Consider the following 22,409-nt stretch of genomic DNA (forward strand, 5'->3'; position numbering starts at 1 on the left):
GGATGCTCCGCCACCGCTTGACCCCATGATCGACGTCCGCCCGGTATCCTACGTGATCGCACTCCTCGTAGCGGCGCTCGGTGTCGTCATGCTGATCCCGGCGGGCGTGGACTTCTTTTACGGCAATGCCCATGGCTGGGTCTTCGTACAGGCGGCGGCGTTCACCTTTCTCGTCGGGCTTTTCGTGGCGCTCGCGACCCATAACCTGAACCGCGGCGGGCTCTCGCTGCAGGAGACCTTCCTGCTCACAACGGGCGTCTGGGTAACACTTCCCGTCTTCGGCGCCATCCCCTTCATCATCGGGGCCACAGAGGCGAGCCCCACGGACGCGTTCTTTGAGGCGATGTCAGGCCTCACCACCACCGGATCGACTGTTTTTTCAGGGCTCGACACCCTGCCGGAAGGGCTGCTCGCCTGGCGCGCGATGCTGCAATGGTTGGGGGGCGTGGGCATCATCGTCGTGGCCATGGTGTTCCTGCCGGAGCTGCGCGTGGGCGGCATGCAGATCTTCCGGTCCGAAGCCTTCGATACCATGGGCAAGATCCTCCCCCGCGCCGCCCAGATCGCCCAGCAGATCTCGGTGATCTACGTTGCGCTGACGGCGCTGTGCGCGGCGGCCTACATCGCCGCAGGGCTCGAGCTTTTCGAGGCGATCATGCACGCGCTCACCACCGTCTCCACCGGTGGCTTTTCCACGCGCGATGCCTCCTTCGGGGCGTTCGGCGCCGGTGCGCAGCTCGTGGCCGTGCTCTTCATGGTCCTCGCGGCCTTGCCATTCGTGCGCTTCGTGCAGCTCCTCAACGGGGAGCCGCGTCCGCTCTTTCAGGATCGGCAGGTCCTCGGGCTCGCCGCTGTGCTCGCCGTCGCCGTGGGTGCTATCACGGTCTGGCTGTGGCTCCGGGCAGGGCAGGTGGGCCTCGCCGCGCCCTTGGCCGCGCTCTTCAACACCACCTCGCTCATCACCGGCACGGGCTATGCGAGCGAAGATTACATGCTCTGGGGCGCGTTCCCCGTGGTCGCGCTCTTTTTCGTGGGGCTGGTGGGCGGCTGCGCGGGCTCGACGTCCTGCTCGGTCAAGATATTCCGTTACCAGCTCCTCTTCGCCTCCGTCGCCGCGCAGGTGCGGCAGATCTACAGCCCCTCGGGCATCTTCACGCCGCGCTATGACGGGCGCCCCGTGGGGCAGGACGTGATGGATTCGGTGATGTCGTTCTTCGTGGTCTTCATCGGCTCGCTCATCGTGCTGGCGATCCTTTTGTCCATGACGGGCCTCGACGCGATCACCTCTGTCTCCGGCGCGGCCTCGGCCATCGCCAATATCGGGCCCGGCCTCGGCAGCGAGATCGGCCCGGCGGAGAATTTCGGCGGGCTGAATGACACCGCCAAGTGGCTCTTGGCCGCCGGGATGCTCCTCGGGCGGCTCGAGCTCATGGCGGTGCTCGTTCTCTTCACGCGCGCCTTCTGGAGGACGTGATGCGAAGACCGCTCGGGGCCCAGATCTCGCACATGCTGGCGGCGCGGGGCGTCGATACGATCTTTGGCATCCCTGGGGTTCATAACCAGGAGATGTATCGCGGGATCGCGGAGGCCGGGATCACCCATGTCCTCGCGCTCCATGAGCAGGGGGCGGGCTTCATGGCGGATGGCTATGCCCGCGCGTCAGGCCGTCCGGGGGTGTGTTACGTGATCACCGGGCCGGGGCTCACGAACGTGCTCACGCCGCTGGGGCAGGCTTACTCGGACAGTGTGCCGGTGCTGGCGATCTCCTCCTGTCTCGATGAGACGGCGGCGACGCGGGGCCAGCTTCACCAGATGAAGGACCAGCGCGCGGCGGCGGAAACGGTCTGTGACTGGTCAGAGGAAGCCCGCACCGCCGAGGCTGCCTATGCGCTCATCGACCGGGCGCTGATGGAGTTCGACACGAGGCGCCAGAGGCCCAAGCACCTCTCGGTGCCGATCAAGCTCCTTGAGGCGGAGGCCCCGTCACCACCAGCCCGTGCGAATGACGAACTGGCGGGGGATATTCCCCGTGATGAGCTTGCCGTGCATCGCATCGCGGAGGCGCTGAAGGCGGCCTCGCGGCCCGTGCTCATCCTCGGGGGTGGCGCGACCATTGGGGCGAGCCTTTATCCCAAGCTGGCCGAGGCCGCGGGCGCGGCCGTCTTCATGAGCTATGCAGGGCGCGGGATCATGCCGCCGGGGCACCCGCTGTCCTTCGGGGCGACGCTCGCGCGGCCGGAGAGTGCGCGCGTGCTGGGGCAGGCGGACCTGATCGTCGTCGCCGGATGCGAGCTGGCGGAGGTCGACCTTTGGCGCACGGGTCTCGGGGCTGACACGCCCATCCTCCGCCTCGATATCGACCCGCAGGTCCTCGCCAGCCAGCAGAGGCCGCAAGATCGCGTGATCCTCGGCGATTGCTATGAAATCATGGAGGCGGTGCTCGACGCGCTTGCCGGCCATACGCCCGCGGCGGGGTGGTCGTCCGATGAGATCGCGGCCACTCGGCGCCGTTGGCGGGCGGAGGTCGACGCGGAGCGCCCGGGCATCGTGCCCGTGGCCGATGCACTCCGCGCCTGCCTGCCCGAGGGCACGATGCTCTATTCGGACATGACGCAGTTCGCCTACGCCGCGAAGGAGGTCTGGGACATAGACCGCCCGGGTCACTGGCACCATCCCACAGGCTTCGGCACGCTGGGCTACGCGCTTCCGGCCGCCATTGGCGGGGCAGTGGCACGGAAGGGCGCGCCGACCTTGGCGATCGCAGGCGATTACGGCTTTCAATACACGCTGCAAGAGCTTGGGACGGCCGTGGAGCTCGGCCTGCCCTTGCCGATCTTTCTCTGGGACAACGGGAAGCTCAAGGAGATCGAGGACAGCATGATCGCCGCGCAGATCCCGCCCAACGCGGTCGTGGCCCGCAATCCGGATTTCGTCGCCTTGGCAAGGGCCTATGGAGCGCATGGCGTGGCACCCGAGACGCTTTCGGAGATGCAGGAGGCAGTCACCACGGCCTTCGAGGCCGATGGCCCCACTCTTATCTACGTCACGCCCGAGATCGGCTGACCGCTACCAGCACTCCACGAGGACGGCGATATCTGCCGCCAGCGAGCTAAGTTCGACAGGGTCGAGAACGGCGAACGCATCGACTTCCTCGATGGCCACGCCCTCCAGCGCGAGCCTGGAGCGGATGGTATCCGCATCCACGGCGAGGCGCACGGTGTCCGGCAGCACTTGGCCGTCACGCTCCGGTGCCGGACGCAGCAGGCCGAGCACGGCGCCGCCGCGGTCGAAGACGGGACCGCCGCTATCACCCGGCTCGGCACGGAGTTTCAGGCGCTTGACGCTGTCCTCTCCGTCGAGGCCCTTGAGATCGGCGAGCTCGCCGAGTGTCAGCGTCGGCGCGCCGAGATCGCCGCCATAGGAGAAGCCGGCCACGGCCACTTCGTCCCGCAGGCGGGGAACGGAGGATTGGAAGGTGGCATAGGCGATGGGGGAAATCGCGCGCTTCGGTTTCAGGAGGGCGAGGCCGAGATCGGCGTCCGCGAAGACGACGTCAGCATCCACGTCCGCCCCGATGCTCACGCGCTCGCAGGCGCCGAGTGTCTCGGCGGCGGTGAGCACGGTGCCCCGGCCATCGACGAAGAAGCCTGTGGCCGCCCGTTGCGGCTGTCGGATTTCGAGGCCGGCGAGCAGATCGAGGGACTGGTCCTCGCTCGGGGGCGACAGGGCAGGATCGAGTGTGCCTGGGAGCGTGCCAAAGCTCGCACGCATCTCGCTCAGCACCCGCGTCAGCCGCTTCTCATCGCCGGCAGGCCATACGAGCAGGAACCCCTTGATGGCGCCGTCTTCGTAGCGCACGTCCACGGTGGTGTGGCGGGTGGCGTCGATGCCTGTGATGGTGAAGCTGTCGCGGCGAAGTTCGCGCGGGCCGTCGGTCGGCACAGCGTCCAGCGTCTGCAGCACGTCGTAGAGCCCTTGGAACCGTGCGCGGGACCCGTCCTGCGAGATCAACGAGAGGGCAATCCCGTCTTCGCCGGTCGCGCGGTAATGGACGAAGGGCGCCTCGAACTCATCAAACGCGATCTGCGCGCTGGGCATGAGCATCGAGATGCCCGCTTCCGCGGCGACAACGCGCTCCATGCCGAGACCGTCGAGGATGGAGTTGTAGCTGTCGATGAGCGCGACCCGTTGCGCCGTCGTCAGGATGCCGGTGGCTTCGAACCCGTTCGCGGCCTGCCAGTTGGCCATGGAGGCCCGCGTGCCGCGCCCGAATAGGCCGTCGATCGTTGAGTTGTAGAAGCCTTCGGAGGCGAGCGCGGTCTGCAGGAGCCGCTTCTCATCGCGGCTCAGAAGCGCCTCTGCGGCACGGGCCTGTCGGGGTGTCTCGTCCGCGGGCCGGAGTTCGGGCTCCTGTTGAAGCGTTGGCGCGGGGGCCACGATGGCCGTGGTGTTTCGCAGGTCTTCGGCCCCGATGGGCCAGAACTGACGCTCGAACCGGGCGGGCTCGACGAGGTAGGAGTCCCTTGGAACGAGCCCTTCCGCGCGGAGCGCGGCGAGCCGTTGGGTTGCATCCGCACGCGAGTAGGGGCCGAGAGCGATGCCGTACCAGCGCGCCGAGAGCTGGAAGCCCGCCACGTCCGGCAAGCGCGCGGCATAGTTCCGGACGCGGTCCTGCGCCTTCCGCAGGCTCGGCTGGGCCTCTACCTGGATCCAGACCCTGTCCTGGGCCACGGCCGCCGAACTCGCTGCCAGCCATACGAGCGCCGCAAGAATAACCCGTCGCATCTGTGGTGCGTCCCCCTGAAAATACCCCGACACATTAGCAAAAGCGGCAGATGCTGCACCGCAAAAGCGCCAAATGCGGCGTCGGGCCCCGGCAAAACCCGCACCTGTCACATCGCCGCTACAGCCATTGCGGGGAGCGCCGCATTGACCCTCTTTGGGGCGGCGGCTAGGGAAGCACGGCTCACAGCCGGAGAGAGCTGCCCATGCCCGCGCAAGACGCCCCGCGTTCGTTTCAGGAGATCATCCTGCGCCTCCAGAATTACTGGGGATCAAAGGGCTGCGCAGTGCTGCAACCCTATGACATGGAAGTGGGCGCGGGCACGTTTCACCCCGCCACGACGCTGCGCTCTCTCGGGACCCGGCCCTGGGCGGCGGCCTATGTGCAGCCGTCCCGGAGGCCCACAGATGGCCGCTATGGCGAGAACCCGAACCGTCTTCAGCACTACTACCAGTATCAGGTGCTCATCAAACCGTCCCCGCCCGACCTGCAAGAGCTCTATCTCGGCTCGCTCGAAGCAATCGGGATCGACATGGAGATCCATGACATCCGCTTTGTCGAAGACGATTGGGAGAGCCCCACGCTCGGCGCCTGGGGCCTCGGTTGGGAGGTCTGGTGCGACGGGATGGAGGTCTCGCAATATACCTATTTCCAGCAGGTGGGCGGACATGATTGCCATCCCGTCTCGGGCGAACTGACCTACGGGCTCGAGCGGCTGGCGATGTACGTGCTAGGCGCCGAGCACGTGATGGACATGCCCTATAACGATCCGCAGGTGCCGATCCCGCTCACCTATGGCGATGTCTTCCGCCAGACCGAGCAGGAGTACAGCCGCTGGAACTTCGACGTGGCCAACACCGAGACGCTGCTACAGCACTTCAAGGATGCCGAGGCCGCCTGCAACGCGATCCTCGACGCGCCTCACGAAGATTCAAAGACCGGCAAGCGCATCGTCATGGCGCACCCGGCCTATGACCAGTGCATCAAGGCCTCGCACCTCTTCAATCTGCTCGACGCGCGAGGCGTGATCTCGGTGACGGAGCGGCAGAGCTACATCCTGCGCGTGCGCACGCTGGCCAAACGCTGCGCCGACGCCTTCGTGCAGACGGAAGCGGGCGGTTGGGAGGCGGCGTGATGGCGGCCAGGCGCACCCGGCGCGCCAGCGCCATGCCCGATCTCCCCCCCGGGAGAGCATACTATCGAGGGCCGTCCGTCCGTCGCCCTGCCTGCCGGTCGCGCCGAGATATCGCGCGCAGCACCGCGGCCCTCCCGAGGTCGGGCTTGACGCCGCCGCCCCCCTCCGCCGAGGCGTGCCATGGCCGGTAAGATCATCGCGGTGCTTCTCGTGCTCGTCACGCTGGGCGTCGGCGGCGGCGTCTACTACGCTCAGGTCTACGGTTTCTACTACGACGTCGAGGACGCCACGGTGGAGCTCACCAGTCTCTCCAGCCAGCAGCCGGAGCCGATCCTGGCCGAGGGCCTCGAGGCCATCGACGCCGACAGCTCCCCGATCCGCTTCCGTGCGTGTTTCACCACGCCCACGAGCCTCGCCACGCTCACCGAGACCTACGAGATCTTCGACGCGGCCGAGCCGCTCACGGCACCCGGCTGGTTCGACTGCTTCGATGCGGAGGCCATCGGCGCGGCCCTCGATGCGGGCACGGCCATCGCCTTTACCGGTACGCGCAATCTCGAATACGGGATCGACCGCGTCGTCGCCATCACCGAGGCGGGGCAGGGCTTCGTCTGGCACCAAGTGAATGATTGCGGTGACCGCCTCTATGACGGCACGCCAGCGGGCGACGATTGCCCCGAAAGGACGCAGTGAATGCCTGATCTTCTGATCGAACTCTTCTCCGAGGAAATTCCGGCGGGCATGCAGGCGCGTGCCTCTGCGGATTTGGAGCGGCTCGTCTGCGAGGCGCTGACCGGCGCGGGCTTGACCTATGAGAGCGCCGAGCATTTCGCGACCCCGCGCCGCCTCGCCCTCTCCGTCGCGGGCCTTCTTGCCGAAAGCCCTACCGTGACCGAGGAACGCAAGGGCCCCAAGGTCGGCGCGCCGGAAAAGGCCCTCGAGGGCTTTCTGCGCGGCGCGGGCGTGACCAAGGAAGACCTCGAGATCCGGGAGGACAAGAAGGGCCAGGTTTACTTCGCGCAAATCACGAAGCCGGGCCGCCCGGCCGCCGAGATCATCGCAGAGGCGCTGGAAAAGACGGTGCGCGGCTTCCCGTGGCCGAAATCCATGCGCTGGGGCTCGGGCAGCTTGCGCTGGGTGCGCCCGCTGCAATCGATCCTGTGCATCCTCGATGGCGCGGTGGTGCCTGTTAAGGTGGATCAATTCGAGGCTGGAAACACAACCGGCGGCCATCGCTTCATGGCGCCCGCGCGCTTTGCCGTGACCGACGTGGCGCAATACGAAGCGGAGCTCGGAAAGCACCACGTCATCCTGCGCGCCGAGACGCGGCAAGAGATGATTTGGAAGGATGCCGTGCGGCAAGCGGAGGCCGTGGGCCTCGAGGTCGTCGAGGATCGCGGGCTTCTGGCGGAGGTGGCGGGCCTCGTGGAATGGCCGGTCGTGCTCATGGGCGAGATCGGCGAGGCGTTCCTCGGCCTCCCGCCGGAGGTGTTGCAGACCTCCATGAAGGAACACCAGAAGTTCTTCTCCGTACGCGATCCGAAAACGGGCCGGATCGAACGCTTCATCACCGTGGCCAACCGCGAGACGTCTGATAACGGCGCCACGATCCTCGCAGGCAACCAGAAGGTCCTCGCCGCGCGTCTTTCGGACGCCAAGTTCTTCTGGGAGAACGACCTGCGCGTGGCAAAGGCCGGGATGGGCGCGTGGCTCGAGAGCCTCGAAAACGTGACCTTCCACGCCAAGCTCGGCACGCAGGCCGAGCGCATCGCCCGCATCGCGGCGCTCGCCCGAGAACTCGCACCCGCAGTGGGCGCCGATCCAGAGCAGGCCGAAGCGGCCGCCAAGATCGCGAAGGCCGACCTTGCCTCGGAGATGGTCTACGAGTTCCCCGAATTGCAGGGCACGATGGGGCGCTACTACGCGCTGGAAGCAGGGGAGCCCGAGGCCGTGGCCAACGCCGCCCGAGACCATTATGCCCCGCTCGGCCCTTCCGACGCCGTGCCCACCGAGCCGGTGAGCGTCGCCGTCTCCCTCGCTGATAAACTCGATCTCTTGGCCTCGTTTTGGATAATTGGTGAGAAGCCCACGGGATCAAAGGACCCTTTCGCCCTTCGTCGAGCCACCCTAGGCACGCTCCGCATTGTCGATCATGCTGAAGTGGAAATACGCTTAGCTTCCATTCTGAAACGCTCCTTTTTCAGGGCGTTTGCAGATGAGTTTTGGACAGCAATGAAAGAGGAAGAAGTAGAACCCTCATGGGGGATGAGCCTTAAAGGACATGATGCCACGCTACGAACGATAGACAGTTGGCTGGATGATGACGTTCTCAAAGCTCTTGCCCACGCTAGTCGTCATGAGGAACTTTCTTCCAATGAGATTCTTGTCGCATTGGAGGCGCTGCAAGCAAAAGTTAGGTCTGATTTCCCAGTCGAAAGCGCTGACCTCACATCGTTCTTCCACGACCGCCTCAAGGTCTATCTCCGTGACCGTGGCATCCGGCATGACGTCATCGACGCCTGCCTCGCCATGCCGGGCAATGACGATCTGAGCCTCCTCGTGAAGCGTGCGACGGCACTGCAGGAGGTCATGAACACGGAAAACGGCACGAACCTCGTGCAGGGCTTCAAGCGCGCCAACAATATCCTGAGCCAGGCCGAGGACGCGGACGGGGTCGAATACTCCTACGGCGCGGACATGAAATTCGCCGAGGCCGAGGAGGAGAAGGCGCTTTTCGCGGCGCTCGAGACGGCGGAGGGCAAGATCAAGCCTGCCATGGAGGCCGAGGATTTCGTCTCCGCCATGGGCGCCATGGCCGAGCTGCGCGCGCCGATCGACGCCTTTTTCGACGCGGTCAAGATCAATGCCGACGCACAAACGGTGCGGCGTAACCGGCTCAACCTTCTCAGCCAGATCCGCTCCACCGTGGGCCAGGTGGCAGATTTGACGCGGATCGAAGGCTAAGCGGCTCGCCGAAAGGGCGTTTTGGAGGCTTCCCTTGATTTGCAGCGCCTAAAGCGTAATCTGCCGACGAAGGGATGCCGCAGTGCAGCAAGAGCTCCAAGTTTCCGATATCGCGCCGATAACGCCCACCGCGCACATGAAGGCGCGGTTCCACGGGGGGCGTGCAAAATGCCTGCAGCGCCTTATTCGACTGGGCATGCCGGTGCCGACGACGGTGGCGCTCTGCTTTTCCACGGTGCGCCGCATCGCAGCGGGGGCGGCGCCTGACCTCGCCACGATCCTCGGGCCTTTCGAGGCCAGCGATCTCCTCTCGGTCCGTCCCTCCTCGGAGCATGCGGATTGGGGCGGGCCAGCCGCGATCCTCAATATCGGCATGAACGGAGCGCGCCATGCCGCCCTCTGCGAAACGATCGGGGAGGCAGCGGCGACGGCGCTCTATCTCCGGTTCATTCAATCCTACGCGCTCCATGTCGCGCGGCTCGACGCAGACGCATTCCCCGAACTCGGGACGCCGGATGCCGCGACGCTTCGCGCGGCGCTCGACGCCTACGAGGACGAGGCGGGCGAGCCGCTGCCGCAGGAGACGGGAACGCAGCTCGCAGAAGTCCTGCGGGCCATGGCCAGGGCCTGGGAGGGCACGTCGGCCCGGCTTCTCCGGCAGGCGCAGGGCGCGCCGGCGGATGCAGGCCTTGGCCTCATCATCCAACGCATGGCGCCCATGCCGGTCGAGGGAGAACGCGGCAGCGGTGTGATCCAGTTCGTCTCGTCCGAGGACGGCAAACCGCAGGTGACCGGCCGCTACCTGAGCCGCGCCCACGGCCGCGAGGCGCAAGGTGAATCCGACGCCATCTACCTGACACGGGATCCGCGCGGCCCTTCGCTCGAGGAGCATCAGCCAGAGGTTTTTGCCGAGCTCCTCGAATACGGCGAAATTGCGCGGCAGCGGCTGCGGGAGGAGATGGAGATCAAGTTCGCCATCGAGAACGGCGCGCTGGCGATCCTCGATGCGGTGAGGATCTCCCGGTCGTCTCGGGCCGCGGTCACCGTGGCCGTGGCTCTGGCCGAGGACGGGGTCATCACCCGCGAAGAGGCCGTTCGCCGGATCACACCCTCCACCTTGTCAGAATTGCTGCACTCCCAGATCGCGCCGGGCGCATCGCGCGACGTCATCGCGCGGGGCATCGCGGCGTCTCCGGGCGCGGCCTCCGGGCGCATCGTCTTTTCCTCCGCCGAGGCGCAGGCCAGCGCCGCGCGCGGAGAGGCCTGCGTTCTCGTGCGCCGGGAGACGACGCCGGAGGATATCCGCGGCATGCACGCGGCCCAGGCGGTCTTGACCGAGCGCGGCGGGATCACGAGCCACGCCGCCGTGATCGGGCGCGGCTTTGGGCTGCCTTGCGTCGTCGGCGCGAGCGACATCTCCGTCCAGGACGGCAAGCGCGCTTTCGAGGCATTTGGCCGGCGCTTCTCCGAGGGTGACACGATCACGATCGACGGCACGACAGGGCAAGTGCTCGCCGGCGCGGCCGAGCTGACGAAGGCCGGGCTCGACGACAGCGTCGCCACCTTGCTGAGCTGGGCAGATGCGATCCGGGACATCGGCGTGCGCGCCAATGCGGACACCACCGAGGAAGCCGAGCGCGCGGCGGGCTTTGCCGCCGAGGGGATCGGGCTCTGCCGCACGGAGCACATGTTCTTCGAGGGAGACCGGCTCACGGTCATGCGCGAGATGATCTTCGCGGGGAGCCCGGAGGATCGGGCGGCGGTGCTCGAGCGCCTCTTGCCGATGCAGCGCGCTGATTTCGCAAAGCTTTTCCGGATCATGGAAGGGCGACCCGTCTGCGTGCGGCTTCTTGATCCGCCTCTCCACGAATTCCTGCCGTCGGGCCGCGAAGGCCTGCGCGACCTTGCCGGGGCGCTCGGTCTGCCCGTGCGCGAGGTGGAGGAGCGGGTCCGTTCTCTCACCGAATACAATCCCATGCTTGGCATGCGAGGTGTCCGGCTCGCGATCACGATGCCCGAGATCTACGACATGCAGGTGCGGGCCATCCTCGAAGCCGCGCTCAGCGTCGGCGATGTGACGCCCGAGATCATGATCCCGCTCGTGACCGCCCGGCGGGAGGTGGAGCTTGTGCGCAAGCGCATCGACGCGGTGGCGGCAGCGGTGCGCGCTGAGACAGGCCGCGATTTGAGCTATACCATCGGCGTGATGGTGGAGACGCCTCGGGCCGCCCTGCGGGCCGGTGACATCGCGCCCCATACGGCCTTTCTGAGCTTTGGCACGAACGATCTCACGCAGATGACCTACGGGCTTTCGCGCGATGATGCGGGACGTTTCATGTCGGACTACGTGCAGCAGGGCGTCTACCCCGAGGATCCCTTCCATCGCCTCGACACCGACGGTGTGGGAGAACTGCTCCGGATCGGGGCAGAACGGGGGCGCGGTGCGCGCCCGGACGTGGTGCTCAGCCTCTGTGGCGAGCATGGCGGGGACCCGGAGGCGATCAGGATGTGCCGGGAGGCCGGCTTCACCTATGTTTCCTGCTCGCCATTTCGCGTGCCCGGCGCTCGGCTCGCGGCAGCCCATGTGGCCCTTGATGAGCGGGCGACCGCTCGGCAGGTGTGACGCAGCGTACCAAATCAGCGCCACAGTCTGGACTCCTTTAAAACAAAGAGTTACGAGCGGCAGTTGACGCAAAGCTGCCCCATGGGTTTCTGACCTAAAGGAACAATTTTATGCGCTATCTTGTTGTTATTGTGGCAATTTTCTCGTTCGCAATGCCGCTGGCTGCCCAGAACAACACGCTCGCTATTTCAGGGGCTGTGGCGTTCGAGGCCAAGAGTTTGTCGAAATTGGACGCCTCGACGACCGCGCGTCTCCTGTCGCCCCGGGCGCGCATCGAAGGCGATGCGCCGGACGTACAATTCTCCAATGCATGGCTGAAAACACAGCCTTTTATCGAGGGTGGCCCTGAATGGCGCTGCCTCGCGGAGGCGCTTTATTTCGAGGCACGTGGGGAGAGCGTGAAAGGGCAGTTCGCCGTTGCCGAGGTGATTCTCAACCGTGTCGAGAGCCCCCGCTTCCCAAACACCGTCTGCAAGGTGATCAATCAAGGCACGGGCGAGCGCTATCGCTGCCAGTTCACCTATACCTGTGACGGTCATGCCGAGGTCATTCGCGAGCCCATCGCGTGGCGTCTCGTGGGGCGCGTGGCGCGGCTCTCCATGGCAGGTGCGGCGGGTAACCTCACGAATGGCGCGCAGTTCTATCACACGCAGTCCGTCAGCCCGCGTTGGTCGCGCGTGTTCGAGCACACCACCACCATCGGCTATCACAAGTTCTACCGCCGCGGGTGAGCGCAGAGGCGTCGCGCGCGAGCGCTTGCGAGCGGCCCGCCGCGCTAGTATCGCCGCGCTATGACCCGTGATCTTTCGCTCGCCTTCGCCCATCCCGAGGAACGTGCCCGCGCCGACGCGCCGGAGCGTGACAGGATCAGCGTGCGCGATCTCGTCCTCGATGCGGAGATCGGCGCATTCCAGGCGGAGCGAGGCGTCACCCAGCGCATCCGCTTCAACGTCGTCGTGGAAGTCTCTGCTTTACCCGCAGATTTATCCGACGACGTCGACCGCATCCTGAGCTATGACCGCATCACCGAGGCCATAGAAGCCGCCCTCGCAGAAGAACGCCTCAACCTCCTCGAGACTCTCGCCGAGCGCGTGGCGCAGCGCATCCTTGTGGAGCCGCAGGCCGAGCGCGCCTTTCTGCGCATCGAGAAGCTCGACCGCGGGCCTGGGACATTGGGAGTGGAAATCGTGCGGAGTGCTGGCCCGAAGGTGCTCTCCATCGAGGATACGCCGCAGCCGCGCATCGTGGCCCTGGGCAATCGCCAGATCTCGGATGACGCTCTTTCGCATCTGCTCGACGCGCTTGCAGCCGAGCCGTCTCCCCTCATCCTCTGCGTCGGTCTCCCCGAGGCCCCTGCGCCCCAGGGCGGCAACGCGCCGGTTCAGCGTCGGATCGACCTGCTCGCCATCGAGCAGAATGCATGGATGCTCGCCGGTCGGGACCCGCGCTGCGTCGTCGTCGGCACGCGGACCGAGCTCGATTGGGGCATGCGCCACGGGCAGATCAGCGTCTGGGCCCCGTCCAAAATGGTGCTCGACGCGGTCGAAGGCCCCGAAAGCGCCGATGCAGGCGCGCTGATCTCCTGGCTCGCCAACGAGATGCAGGCGGAGGAAATCCTCAACCTCGGCCTGGACGTTCCCGCAGGCGACGTGCCCCAGCGCGACGGCCTTCGTTGAGGCGATACTACCGACCTTTGCCCCAGCGCGGCGCGCCGGGCCCGCGGCTCGCAGGCGGATGGCTGCGTTTCTCCCATGTCGAGGAGATCACGCGGGAGGGTGCGCGCATCATTCATTGGCGGGCCGTCCCCTCCCACCTAATGGAACGTCTCGAGGCACGACGCGCGGACATCGCCGGCCTCTCCATGGACCAGCCACGGCTCATGGGCATCCTCAACGTCACGCCCGACAGCTTCTCCGATGGCGGCCGCTACGACAGCACAGAGAGCGCGGTCGCGCATGCCGAGCGGATGGAAGGCGAGGGGGCCGATCTCCTCGATATTGGCGGTGAGAGCACGCGGCCCGGCGCAGAAACCGTGCCCACGGATGTGGAGATCGCACGCACGTCTTCTGCTATCGCGGCCATGGACACCAAGCTCCCGATCTCCATCGACACGAGAAAGGCCGCCGTGGGCGAGGCCGCGTTGGCCGCCGGGGCACGTCTCTTGAATGACGTCTCTGGACTTCACTTCGACCCGGCCATGGCGCCCCTTGCCGCGCGTACCGGCGTGCCGATCTGCATCATGCACGCCAAGGGTGATCCCAAGACGATGCAGCAAGATCCGCGCTATGAGCATGTGCTGCTCGACGTGTTCGACGCGCTCGGGGGGCAAGTGGAGGCGGCGCTGGCTGCAGGCGTCGCGCGAGATAGGATCATTGTCGATCCCGGCATCGGCTTCGGTAAGACGCTCGACCACAATCTCGCGCTGTTGAGGGGGCTCTCCCTCCTCCACGGGCTCGGTTGCCCGATCCTGCTCGGCGCGTCTCGCAAGCGCTTCATCGGGACGCTCTCGGGCGTGGAGGCCGCAGACGCGCGGATGCCGGGCTCCGTCGCCGTGGCGCTGGCGGGCGTGGCGCAGGGTGCCCAGATCCTGCGGATCCACGATGTCGCGCCCACGCGGCAGGCGCTCCAGCTCTGGCAGGCGGTGACCTGACAATTTGACCGCGCTCACAGCCCCGTGATCCTGCGTCAGGGTGTCGATGGAACGCTCGGGCACGGGTGTCGTTGTCTCTCCACAAAGAGGGTCCGCACCCACGCAAGAAAGGAAGATACGATGGAAACGTTTCCGCTTCTCGCAATTCTCGCCCTTACGACCTTTACGCTCGTCATCATCGGCGCGATGAGGTCGAAGAAGAAAACACTGGAGCGCAAGGAGGATGACGGCATCCCCAAGAGCTCCTTGGCCGCGGATGCGCCGAGCGATCGCCAAGCTCCGTAAAGAAAAAGGGCCCCGCTGCAGTACTGCCCGGGGCCCTTTGTTCGTATTAAGACGCGTCAGTTCTTGGCCTGATCCACGAGCTTGCCCGCAGAAATCCACGGCATCATCCCGCGCAGTTTTTCGCCGACTTCCTCGATCTGGTGCGCGTCGTTCATGCGCCGCGTGCCCTTGAAGAAGGGCTGGCCCACCTGGTTCTCCTGCATGAAGTCCCGCACGAATTTGCCCGTCTGGATGTCGGTCAGGATCGCTTTCATCCGCGCCTTCGTCTCGTCATAGGGTAGCACCCGCGGGCCGGAGACATATTCACCGTACTCCGCCGTGTTGGAGATGGAGTAGTTCATGTTCGCGATCCCGCCTTCGTAGATCAGATCCACGATGAGCTTCACCTCGTGGAGGCACTCGAAATAGGCCATCTCGGGCGCGTAGCCCGCCTCCACCAGCGTCTCGAAGCCCATGCGGATGAGCTCCACGAGGCCGCCGCAGAGCACGGCCTGCTCGCCGAAGAGGTCGGTCTCGCACTCTTCCTTGAAGTTCGTCTCGATGATGCCAGAGCGACCGCCGCCGATGGCGGAGCAGTATGACAGGCCGATCTCGAGCGCCTTGCCGGAGGCATCGTTGTGCACGGCCACGAGGCAGGGGACTCCGCCGCCCTTGGTGTATTCTCCGCGCACCGTGTGGCCGGGGCCCTTCGGTGCCATCATGATGACGTCGACCTCAGCCGGCGCCTCGATCAGGCCGAAATGCACGTTGAGGCCGTGGGCAAAGGCAATGGCCGCGCCGGGCTTCAAGTTGTCCTTGACGTGCTTGCGGTACGTCTCGGCCTGCAACTCGTCGGGCATGGTAAACATCATGACGTCGCACCAGGCCGCCGCTTCGGCGATGCCCATGACCGTCAGGCCTTCGCCCTCGGCCTTCTTCGCGGAGGGAGAGCCCTCGCGGAGCGCCACGGCAAGGTTCTTTGCGCCGCTGTCGCGGAGATTGAGCGCATGGGCGTGGCCTTGGCTGCCATAGCCGAGGATGGCGACCTTCTTGTCCTTGATGATGTTCACATCGCAATCGCGATCATAGTAAACGCGCATGGCGTCCTCCCTTGGATGAAACTGGCGTTGTCCTAACGCATGCGCGCGCGAGCCTCACTCCTCCATCCTTCGAAAAATACCTCTTTTCCGGCATATCCATGCGCGCAAATGCCTGATATCAACAAAACCATGCTCGACGCCACCGATCGCCGCCTTCTGCGCTACCTGCAAGACGATCCCGAACAGCCCCTCGCCGCCCTTGCCGAGGCCGCGCGGGTGCCGCAGGCCACGGCCGCGCGGCGGATCGAGAAGCTCCGCGCCGACGGCGTGATCCGCGCCTTCCGCGCCCGCATCGACTGGCGCGCGCTCGGCTATGCCGTGGAGGTCTCTTTGCGCATCACGCTCGAAAAATCGCCGCGCGCGTTCGATGATTTCCTCGCCGCGGCGCGCGCCGTGCCGGAGGTCATCGAACTGCAGACCTTTCTCGGTCGCGTCGATATCCGGCTGTCGGTCATCGCCCGTGACATGGGTCACTATCAGGCCCTCTACCGAGACCACATCCTGACGTTGCCCCACATCGCCGATATCGAGGCGCTGATGCATGTGGCGGAGGTTTCGCGCCGCGAGGGGCTGCCGCTATGACCGCCGCCATGATCCCCGACGCCATCGATGTGGCGCTTCTCCGCGCGCTCCATGCCGACGCCACGCAGGGCACGGCCGATCTCGGTCGGCGGGTGGGGCTGTCGCAACCTGCCACCTGGCGGCGTCTCAAAAAACTGCGCGCGGCGGGCATCCTGAAAGGGGCGCGCCTCGATCTCGATGAGAAGGCGCTGGGCTTCGGTGTTACGGTCTTTCTCGGGATCAAGCTGGCCACGCGCGGGCGGGTGAGCCTCGAGGATTTCGAGCGTGCGATTTCCGCCATTCCCGAGGTGCAGCGGGTCGATCATGTGCTGGGCCTCTACGATTATCGCGTGCGCGTCACGGCCCGCGACATCGCCGATTTCGAGCGGGTGCTCCGCCGCCGCATCATGACCTTGCCGGGCGTGGGAGATATCGAATCGAACGTGCTCCTCTCCGAAGAGGTGCGCGAGGGCCCCATGGAAAGCCTCACGCCCCGGGCGTGACCCAGGGCCTCCCCCTTCAAAGCGCGAGGTCCCGGATCAGGTCCGGGATAGGCGGCGCGTATGGGAAACCTCAGTCTCCGAAATCGACCTCGGACCGTCCAAGACCCGGAAAAAACAGGCAAAGTATACCGAAGTAGACTTTGCCAAGGCTTCGGCGGGCCTTTACCCAGAGCTTCGGTTTTCAGGGAGGATACCATGGCATTGCTCGACACAGTGGACCCCGAGGGGCTCGACGAATTCTCCGTCGTCTTCACCGATCGCTCGCTCAATTCCATGAGCGCCTCTTTCGGCCAGGTCATGCGCGATCTCTCGAGCGCGCTGAAAGAAGTCTATGGCGCGGAGGGCGTGGCCATCATCCCGGGCGGCGGCACCTACGCCATGGAAGCCGTGGCGCGACAGTTCGGGCAGGATGCCCGCGCGCTCGTCGTGCGCAATGGATGGTTCTCCTACCGGTGGAGCCAGATCTTCGAAAGCGGGCAATTCACGGCCGAGACCGAGGTGATCAAGGCCCGGCGCACGGGCAACGCCCCGCAATCCCCCTTCCGGCCCGCGCCCATCGAGGAGGTGGTGGAGAAGATCCACGAGGTGAAGCCGGATATCGTCTTTGCCCCCCACGTGGAGACTTCCGCGGGCGTCATTCTCCCGGACGATTACATCGCGAGCCTCGCCGCCGCGGCCCACGAGGTGGGCGCGCTCATGGTGCTCGATTGCATCGCGTCGGGCTGCATCTGGGTGGATATGGCGGCCACCGGCGTCGACGTGCTGATCTCTGCCCCGCAGAAGGGCTGGTCTTCCACGCCATCCGCGGGGCTCGTCATGTTGTCCGCGCGCGCGATCGAACGCGTGAAAGTCACGCAATCCAACAGCTTTGCCATCGACCTCGGCAAGTGGCTCTCCATCATGGAGACCTACGAGGCGGGCAAGCACGCCTACCACGCCACGATGCCCACCGATGGCCTCGTTCACTTTCGGAACGCGGTCGCTGAAACGCGGGAATTCGGGTTCGAGGCCGCGAAATCAGCGCAATGGGCGCTTGGCCGGGCCGTGCGCGCGCTCATGGAGGAAAAGGGGATCCGCTCCGTCGCCGCCGAAGGGTTTCAGGCGCCGGGCGTCGTGGTGAGCTACACCGCCGATGCCGATGTCCAGAATGGCGCGCGCTTCGCTGCAGAGGGCATGCAGATCGCGGCGGGCGTGCCGCTGCAATGCGATGAGCCCGAGGATTTCCGCACCTTCCGCATCGGCCTGTTCGGCCTCGACAAGCTGCGCGATGTGGACGCCACGGTGGCACGGCTCAGGCGCGTGGTCGACAAGGTGCTCTAGGAGGAGCTGCCCCGGCCCATCCCGAGCCTCATGAGGGTCGTGCGGACGGGCGTGATATCGTGGATCGCGCGGATGCCGAAGGCACGCGCGTCCCTGACGGCACCGAGATCGGCCATGGACGTGCGGTTGAGCACGCTGACGCCCAGCACACGCGTTCGCACATCGCCGTAGCGTGCCTCCTCGTAGCGTTTGAGCATGGTTTCGGAGCCCAGCGCATCCGCGTCCTCCGTGGCGAGGTCCAGAAGGGTCGAAAGGTCCGAGAGGCTCATGTTGAGGCCCTGCGCTCCGATGGGCGGGACGACATGGGCGGCCTCGGCCACGATGGCCGTGCGCGGGCCAAAGAAGCGATCCGACAGCTGGCTGATAATGGGCCAGGAGGTGCGGCGGGAGGCGAGGCGCAACACGCCGAAGAGCCCGGCCGAGCGGGCCGTAGCCGCGGCCTCGAAGTCTTCCGTGTCGAGCGCGAGCAGCGCCTGCGCGTTATCCTCGGTCTCCATCCAGACGACCGCCGAGCACGGCTTTCCCTCGTAGTCCGGAAGCGGGACGAGGGTGAACGGTCCACCGGTACGGTGAATTTCCGTCGAGACATTCTCGTGCGGGGCGTCATGGGTGACGCTGAAGGTGAGCGCGCGCTGGCCGAACTCCATGCGGCGCGCGCCGATGTTGAGGGCCTTGCGAATGAAGCTGTCGCGCCCGTCCGCCGCGATGGCCATGCGGGCGGAGATGCGCGCACCGTCGCTCAGCGTGGCGAGCGCTTCTGTCGTGCGGGCGAGGAAGCGCGTGGTGGCGACCCCGGGGCGGAAGCTGACATTGGGCAATTCTTCCAATCGCTCAAGCAGCACGCGGCGGATCAGCCAGTTGGGCACGTTGTAGCCAAAGGGCCCGTCGCTCACATCCCCGCTCTCGAAATCGCGGCTGACGCGCGCAACGGGCTCCGCGCCGCCGGCATCGACGATGCGCATCGTGGCCAGGGGCGTGCTTTCCGGGGCCATCAGCGGCCAGACGCCAACCCTGTTCAGGAAGTCCTGGGCCGGTTGCAGGAAGGCCGTCGTACGCAAATCCGCCTCTTCCGCGTCACGCTCCGTGACGGGGGGCGCGGGATCCACGCAGATGACGTTGAAGCCAGCGCTGCCAAAGGCGGCTGCTGCGGTAAGCCCGGCGACACCGCCGCCGGAGATAAGGATGTCTGTGCGGTCAAACATGAGGCTAACGTATGCTCCCGCCCATTTGCGGCAACGCAGCATCGCCAATCTGAGACAAAAAGCCCGCCAAATCCGACGTCGTATGGTGTACGTGAGGCCCCTGAGCCGCATCGGGCCCGACATAGACCGTCGTCATGCCCAGCGCATGGGGGACCTCGAGATTGCGCTGCGTATCCTCAAACATGACGGCCCGTTCGGGGGCGAGGCCGTCGAGCGCGATGATGGCTTCGAAAGCTTCCGCCGCGGGCTTGGGGACGTAGCGTGCATGTTCGATCCCGTAGAGCGCGTCGAACCTCTCTGCGAGGCCGATGGCCGCGAGCACGTTGCGCGCGTAGGGCACGTCGCCATTGGTGAAGATGATCTTGCGCCCGGGCAGGCCATCGAGGGCGTCGGCGAGCGGCGGATGCGGTGAAAGCCCCGTGAAATCAATATCATGGACGTCGGCGAGGAATTCGCCCGGCTCCACGTCATGATGGGCAATGAGGCCCGCCAGTGTCGTCCCGTGGTCGGCCCAGTAGCGCGACCTGAGGTCGTGCGCGACCTCGTCAGACACCGACAAGCGACGCGAAATGAAAGACTCCATGCGCCGTTCGATCTGATCGAAGAGCCGGGCTTCGGGGGGATAGAGCGTGTTGTCGAGGTCGAAGACCCATGTGTCGAACATGGCTTTGAGGCTAGCGCGGCTTATCTTGCCGTCCAACGCAGACCATCGTGGGCTTGATTGACACTGACCTGTGAGGGTAAGCTGACACAGCTGCGAAAGAGGCGCCGGCAATGGATGTGAAAGTTCCCGTTCGCGATGCATACTCGATGATCCTCGAGGCCATCGACATGGGCGTCTACAAGCCCGGCGACCGTCTCGTTGAAAGCGAGCTCGCTGACCGGTTTGGCGTGTCGCGCACCCCGATCCGCGAAGCGTTGCAGCGGCTGGAGACCCAATCCATGCTCACGCGCGACGGGCGCTCGCTCATCGTGTCCTCTCTTGATCACAATGAACTGGCCGAGCTCTATGTCGTGCGCTCCGAGCTCGAGGGGCTCGCCGCGCAGCTTGCCGCACAGCATGCCACGGCAGAGGAGATCGAGGTCCTTCAGAGCATGGTGGACGCCGATCGCGCGCTCATCGGGGATCCGCAGGCGCTGTCGCACTCCAACAGACGCTTTCACAAGCTTGTCCACCTCGCGTCGCACAATCGTTTTCTCGTGCAGCAGCTCGATCTCGTGCATCGCTTCATGGCGCTCATGGCGACGACCTCGCTCGCCGTCGAGGGCCGGGGGGAGGTCGCGCTGGCCGAGCATCAGGCGGTGGTGGATGCCATCCGAGCGCGCGATGGCGCCGCCGCAGACGAGGCGCTGCGCTCGCATCTCAGCAAGGCCTTCGTCACGCGTCTCAAGAACGAGGCCGCCGAGTAGGCAGCTTCAGGGCTCGGCCGTCAGCGTCACGCCGTGCACCGTCTTGTCCCAATAAAAAGGTCGGCCGAGAAGCTCTCCCGCGGCCTTGTAGGCCGCCGCCGTGCCGAGCGGAAAGTAGGCGGGTAACGAGAGCATCCAGGGCCAGATATGTCCGTGCCGTGTCTGTCTGAGGCCGAGGGCCACGAGGCCGAGGCCGCTGAGCTCGCTGACGATGAAAAGGCCCATGATCCACAGGAGGCCGTTCTCTGGGAGAAGCGGCAGGATGGGATGCGCCCATCCGAAGACCACGAGCCAGAAGCTCCATAAGAGCGGCGCCAGCAGGAACTGCGAGAGCGTGCAGAGAAAGAGCACTTGCACGCCGAGGAACCCCCATGGGCCGAGGTCGCGCCAGAGCGCAGCGGGCCGGCGCATATGGGCCGCGTAGGTGATGGCATAGCCCTTGAGCCAGCGCGAGCGTTGCCGCACCCAGGGCCACGCGCGGCAGTTGGCCTCTTCGTGGGTGACCGTGTCGATGAGCTCCGTGCGGAGCCCCTTCCGCGCGAGGCGGAGGCCCAGATCTGCATCTTCGGTGACGTTATGGGCGTCCCAGCCATGCAGCTCTTCGAGCGCGGCGCGGCGAAAAAAGAGCGTCGTCCCGCCGAGCGGCACTGGAAAATGTAGCGCCGCGAGGCCCGGGAGCAGCACGCGAAACCAAGCGGCATACTCCATCGTGAAGCACCGGGAGAGCCAGTTTTCCTCGGGATTGTAGTAGTCGAGCCGCCCTTGCAGGCAGGCTACGTCGCCCTCCGCACGGGCAAAGGCGCCGGCCACGTGAAGGAGCTGGTCGGGCTCCGGGGCATCCTCCGCATCGTAGACGCCCACGATCGTCCCCCGGCAATGGTCGAGGGCGAAATTGAGCGCGCGCGGCTTCGTCTTCACGCGTCCCGGCGGGACCGTGAGATGGCGGAACCAGTGCGGAAGCGCCGTGGCCGCCAGCGTGTCCCGGGTGGTAAAGTCGTCCCGCTCGGTGATGAGGATCACGTCGAGCCGGTCACGCGGGTAGTTGAGCTTTTGCAGGCGCGCGAGGAGGTGCTGCGCGATGCGGGTCTCTTCGTAGAGCGGCACGAGGATCGAGATGCGCGGCAGGGCGGCGGTCTGCAGGCCGCGCATGTCCGGCGGGGCAGGGACCTTTCGGGTCAGCGAGATCACGGCGGCGGCGATCTTGAGAAGTGTCGTGGCCACGAGCGTCAGGAGAGCCCAGCACGTGGCTACGAGCAGCACGGGGCCACTGGCGAAGCCGAGGGCGATGAGCACAGCGACGGCGAGCGCCGCGATGCCGATCTCCCAGCGTGCGCCGAACAGCGCGCGGCAGCTTTCGCGGATGGGCACGCGCGTTTCTGCGAGGCGCGTCAGGTAGGTGCGCTTCTTGCGCAGGATCGCTTGCGTGATGGCGTTGGGCTCGGCGATGACGAGCGCGCACTGGCCGAGAGACGCGGTGAGGGCGGGCCCGGCAGCCTTGAATGCCTCCTGGGAGGGAGCGGCCACGAGCGTCGTGTTCCCCAGCCGGCGCCAGGGCAGCACGCCGAAGCGGATGGCCTCCGTGGCGCCCAGGGCGTCGAGCAGGAGGCGTTCGGGTGGATACCTATCAAGGTCGGCGAGCTGGACGCCGAGGACCTTGGCCCGTGCCGCTGCGATCTGGGCCTCGGTGGCGAGGCGTCGGTGAAGGATGATGTCCTCGGGGCGTGAACCCGTGCGTTTTGCGGCGCGTCGCGCGCTCTCGGCGCGATCCAGGGGGATGATCCCGCTTCGTGTCAGCTCGTCGAGCGTGTCCCACGGTTTGGCGCCGACGCGCCGCGGCGCGCGGGCCTCCGAGGCAGCGCCGGAAAAGCCGCCCAGCGACCGGACGTGAGCCATG

The 22,409-nt window shown here is 66.1% G+C and carries 19 protein-coding genes; 14 read left to right on the top strand and 5 right to left on the bottom strand.

Annotated features, from left to right (window positions below):
- Positions 1-25: 25 nt before the first annotated feature.
- Together AAFM92_01825 and AAFM92_01830 are read left to right on the top strand one after the other, a co-directional pair.
- Positions 26-1,474: a TrkH family potassium uptake protein gene (locus tag AAFM92_01825; protein MEL7299099.1), complete on the top strand. Its 1,449-nt coding sequence runs from the start codon at positions 26-28 to the stop codon at positions 1,472-1,474.
- A complete protein-coding gene (locus tag AAFM92_01830; protein MEL7299100.1) occupies positions 1,474-3,063 on the top strand; it encodes a thiamine pyrophosphate-binding protein in 1,590 nt (529 codons plus the stop codon). Before AAFM92_01825 ends, AAFM92_01830 begins: the two co-directional genes overlap by 1 nt.
- Before the next feature lie 3 nt (positions 3,064-3,066).
- On the opposite strand, the gene AAFM92_01835 is transcribed toward AAFM92_01830, so the two are convergent.
- Entirely contained in the window at positions 3,067-4,785 is a 1,719-nt protein-coding gene (locus AAFM92_01835; protein ID MEL7299101.1) for a serine protease, read from the bottom strand.
- A 203-nt stretch (positions 4,786-4,988) separates the two neighbouring features.
- Here AAFM92_01835 and AAFM92_01840 point away from each other — a divergent pair, with 203 nt between their 5' ends.
- The 8 genes from AAFM92_01840 to AAFM92_01875 all read left to right on the top strand — a co-directional run bounded on the left by AAFM92_01840 (position 4,989) and on the right by AAFM92_01875 (position 14,440).
- Positions 4,989-5,918, top strand: a complete 930-nt coding sequence (locus AAFM92_01840; protein ID MEL7299102.1) for a glycine--tRNA ligase subunit alpha — start codon at positions 4,989-4,991, stop codon at positions 5,916-5,918.
- Between the two features lie 180 nt (positions 5,919-6,098).
- A complete protein-coding gene (locus tag AAFM92_01845) occupies positions 6,099-6,611 on the top strand; it encodes a DUF6446 family protein (GenBank protein MEL7299103.1) in 513 nt (170 codons plus the stop codon).
- Positions 6,612-8,882 (top strand): glycine--tRNA ligase subunit beta, encoded by a 2,271-nt coding sequence (gene glyS, locus AAFM92_01850; protein ID MEL7299104.1) that lies wholly within the window; start codon positions 6,612-6,614, stop codon positions 8,880-8,882.
- Between the two features lie 136 nt (positions 8,883-9,018).
- A complete protein-coding gene (locus AAFM92_01855; GenBank protein ID MEL7299105.1) occupies positions 9,019-11,505 on the top strand; it encodes a putative PEP-binding protein in 2,487 nt (828 codons plus the stop codon).
- Positions 11,506-11,657: 152 nt separating this feature from the next.
- On the top strand, positions 11,658-12,236 hold the full coding sequence (locus tag AAFM92_01860) for a cell wall hydrolase (GenBank protein ID MEL7299106.1): 579 nt from the start codon (positions 11,658-11,660) through the stop codon (positions 12,234-12,236).
- 60 nt (positions 12,237-12,296) lie between these two features.
- Positions 12,297-13,181, top strand: coding sequence for a dihydroneopterin aldolase (locus AAFM92_01865; protein ID MEL7299107.1), 885 nt, complete (start codon positions 12,297-12,299; stop codon positions 13,179-13,181).
- Between the two features lie 140 nt (positions 13,182-13,321).
- A complete protein-coding gene (folP, locus tag AAFM92_01870) occupies positions 13,322-14,155 on the top strand; it encodes a dihydropteroate synthase (GenBank protein ID MEL7299108.1) in 834 nt (277 codons plus the stop codon).
- 120 nt (positions 14,156-14,275) lie between these two features.
- Positions 14,276-14,440 carry a hypothetical protein gene (locus tag AAFM92_01875; protein MEL7299109.1) on the top strand — a complete coding sequence of 55 codons (165 nt, stop codon included), beginning with the start codon at positions 14,276-14,278 and terminating at the stop codon, positions 14,438-14,440.
- A gap of 56 nt (positions 14,441-14,496) precedes the next feature.
- On the opposite strand, the gene ilvC is transcribed toward AAFM92_01875, so the two are convergent.
- The gene (gene ilvC / locus AAFM92_01880; protein MEL7299110.1) at positions 14,497-15,519 is read right to left on the bottom strand and encodes a ketol-acid reductoisomerase; all 1,023 of its coding nucleotides are present in this window, start codon (positions 15,517-15,519) and stop codon (positions 14,497-14,499) included.
- 129 nt (positions 15,520-15,648) lie between these two features.
- On the opposite strand from ilvC, the gene AAFM92_01885 reads away from it, so the two are divergent.
- From AAFM92_01885 to AAFM92_01895, 3 genes are all read left to right on the top strand, one after another.
- The gene (locus tag AAFM92_01885) at positions 15,649-16,101 is read left to right on the top strand and encodes an Lrp/AsnC family transcriptional regulator (GenBank protein ID MEL7299111.1); all 453 of its coding nucleotides are present in this window, start codon (positions 15,649-15,651) and stop codon (positions 16,099-16,101) included.
- A gap of 8 nt (positions 16,102-16,109) precedes the next feature.
- Complete coding sequence (locus AAFM92_01890; protein MEL7299112.1) at positions 16,110-16,583, top strand: Lrp/AsnC family transcriptional regulator; 474 nt, start codon at positions 16,110-16,112, stop codon at positions 16,581-16,583.
- Positions 16,584-16,778: 195 nt separating this feature from the next.
- The gene (locus tag AAFM92_01895) at positions 16,779-17,903 is read left to right on the top strand and encodes an aminotransferase class V-fold PLP-dependent enzyme (GenBank protein MEL7299113.1); all 1,125 of its coding nucleotides are present in this window, start codon (positions 16,779-16,781) and stop codon (positions 17,901-17,903) included.
- On the opposite strand, the gene AAFM92_01900 is transcribed toward AAFM92_01895, so the two are convergent.
- Together AAFM92_01900 and AAFM92_01905 are read right to left on the bottom strand one after the other, a co-directional pair.
- Complete coding sequence (locus AAFM92_01900) at positions 17,900-19,105, bottom strand: UbiH/UbiF family hydroxylase (protein MEL7299114.1); 1,206 nt, start codon at positions 19,103-19,105, stop codon at positions 17,900-17,902. The genes AAFM92_01895 and AAFM92_01900 overlap by 4 nt on opposite strands.
- 4 nt (positions 19,106-19,109) lie before the next feature.
- On the bottom strand, positions 19,110-19,769 hold the full coding sequence (locus tag AAFM92_01905; GenBank protein MEL7299115.1) for a pyrimidine 5'-nucleotidase: 660 nt from the start codon (positions 19,767-19,769) through the stop codon (positions 19,110-19,112).
- A gap of 110 nt (positions 19,770-19,879) precedes the next feature.
- Between AAFM92_01905 and AAFM92_01910 the strand changes: the two genes are divergently transcribed.
- Positions 19,880-20,515, top strand: coding sequence for a GntR family transcriptional regulator (locus AAFM92_01910; GenBank protein MEL7299116.1), 636 nt, complete (start codon positions 19,880-19,882; stop codon positions 20,513-20,515).
- A gap of 6 nt (positions 20,516-20,521) precedes the next feature.
- Here AAFM92_01910 and AAFM92_01915 read toward each other — a convergent pair whose 3' ends face one another.
- Positions 20,522-22,408 carry a glycosyltransferase family 2 protein gene (locus tag AAFM92_01915; protein ID MEL7299117.1) on the bottom strand — a complete coding sequence of 629 codons (1,887 nt, stop codon included), beginning with the start codon at positions 22,406-22,408 and terminating at the stop codon, positions 20,522-20,524.
- Between the last annotated feature and the right edge of the window lies 1 nt (position 22,409).

It is taken from the genome of Pseudomonadota bacterium (genome assembly GCA_038533575.1).
In the GTDB taxonomy this organism is placed as follows: Bacteria; Pseudomonadota; Alphaproteobacteria; order Rhodobacterales; family Rhodobacteraceae; genus Shimia_B.

Bases quoted from the DNA above. Each gene is read 5' to 3' on its own strand.
- AAFM92_01825 (MEL7299099.1), top strand. From the start codon at position 26: ATGATCGACGTCCGCCCGGTATCCTACGTGATCGCACTCCTCGTAGCG.
- AAFM92_01830 (MEL7299100.1), top strand. From the start codon at position 1,474: ATGCGAAGACCGCTCGGGGCCCAGATCTCGCACATGCTGGCGGCGCGG.
- AAFM92_01835 (MEL7299101.1), bottom strand. From the start codon at position 4,785: ATGCGACGGGTTATTCTTGCGGCGCTCGTATGGCTGGCAGCGAGTTCG.
- AAFM92_01840 (MEL7299102.1), top strand. From the start codon at position 4,989: ATGCCCGCGCAAGACGCCCCGCGTTCGTTTCAGGAGATCATCCTGCGC.
- AAFM92_01845 (MEL7299103.1), top strand. From the start codon at position 6,099: ATGGCCGGTAAGATCATCGCGGTGCTTCTCGTGCTCGTCACGCTGGGC.
- glyS (MEL7299104.1), top strand. From the start codon at position 6,612: ATGCCTGATCTTCTGATCGAACTCTTCTCCGAGGAAATTCCGGCGGGC.
- AAFM92_01855 (MEL7299105.1), top strand. From the start codon at position 9,019: ATGAAGGCGCGGTTCCACGGGGGGCGTGCAAAATGCCTGCAGCGCCTT.
- AAFM92_01860 (MEL7299106.1), top strand. From the start codon at position 11,658: ATGCCGCTGGCTGCCCAGAACAACACGCTCGCTATTTCAGGGGCTGTG.
- AAFM92_01865 (MEL7299107.1), top strand. From the start codon at position 12,297: ATGACCCGTGATCTTTCGCTCGCCTTCGCCCATCCCGAGGAACGTGCC.
- folP (MEL7299108.1), top strand. From the start codon at position 13,322: ATGGAACGTCTCGAGGCACGACGCGCGGACATCGCCGGCCTCTCCATG.
- AAFM92_01875 (MEL7299109.1), top strand. From the start codon at position 14,276: ATGGAAACGTTTCCGCTTCTCGCAATTCTCGCCCTTACGACCTTTACG.
- ilvC (MEL7299110.1), bottom strand. From the start codon at position 15,519: ATGCGCGTTTACTATGATCGCGATTGCGATGTGAACATCATCAAGGAC.
- AAFM92_01885 (MEL7299111.1), top strand. From the start codon at position 15,649: ATGCTCGACGCCACCGATCGCCGCCTTCTGCGCTACCTGCAAGACGAT.
- AAFM92_01890 (MEL7299112.1), top strand. From the start codon at position 16,110: ATGATCCCCGACGCCATCGATGTGGCGCTTCTCCGCGCGCTCCATGCC.
- AAFM92_01895 (MEL7299113.1), top strand. From the start codon at position 16,779: ATGGCATTGCTCGACACAGTGGACCCCGAGGGGCTCGACGAATTCTCC.
- AAFM92_01900 (MEL7299114.1), bottom strand. From the start codon at position 19,105: ATGTTTGACCGCACAGACATCCTTATCTCCGGCGGCGGTGTCGCCGGG.
- AAFM92_01905 (MEL7299115.1), bottom strand. From the start codon at position 19,769: ATGTTCGACACATGGGTCTTCGACCTCGACAACACGCTCTATCCCCCC.
- AAFM92_01910 (MEL7299116.1), top strand. From the start codon at position 19,880: ATGGATGTGAAAGTTCCCGTTCGCGATGCATACTCGATGATCCTCGAG.
- AAFM92_01915 (MEL7299117.1), bottom strand. From the start codon at position 22,408: ATGGCTCACGTCCGGTCGCTGGGCGGCTTTTCCGGCGCTGCCTCGGAG.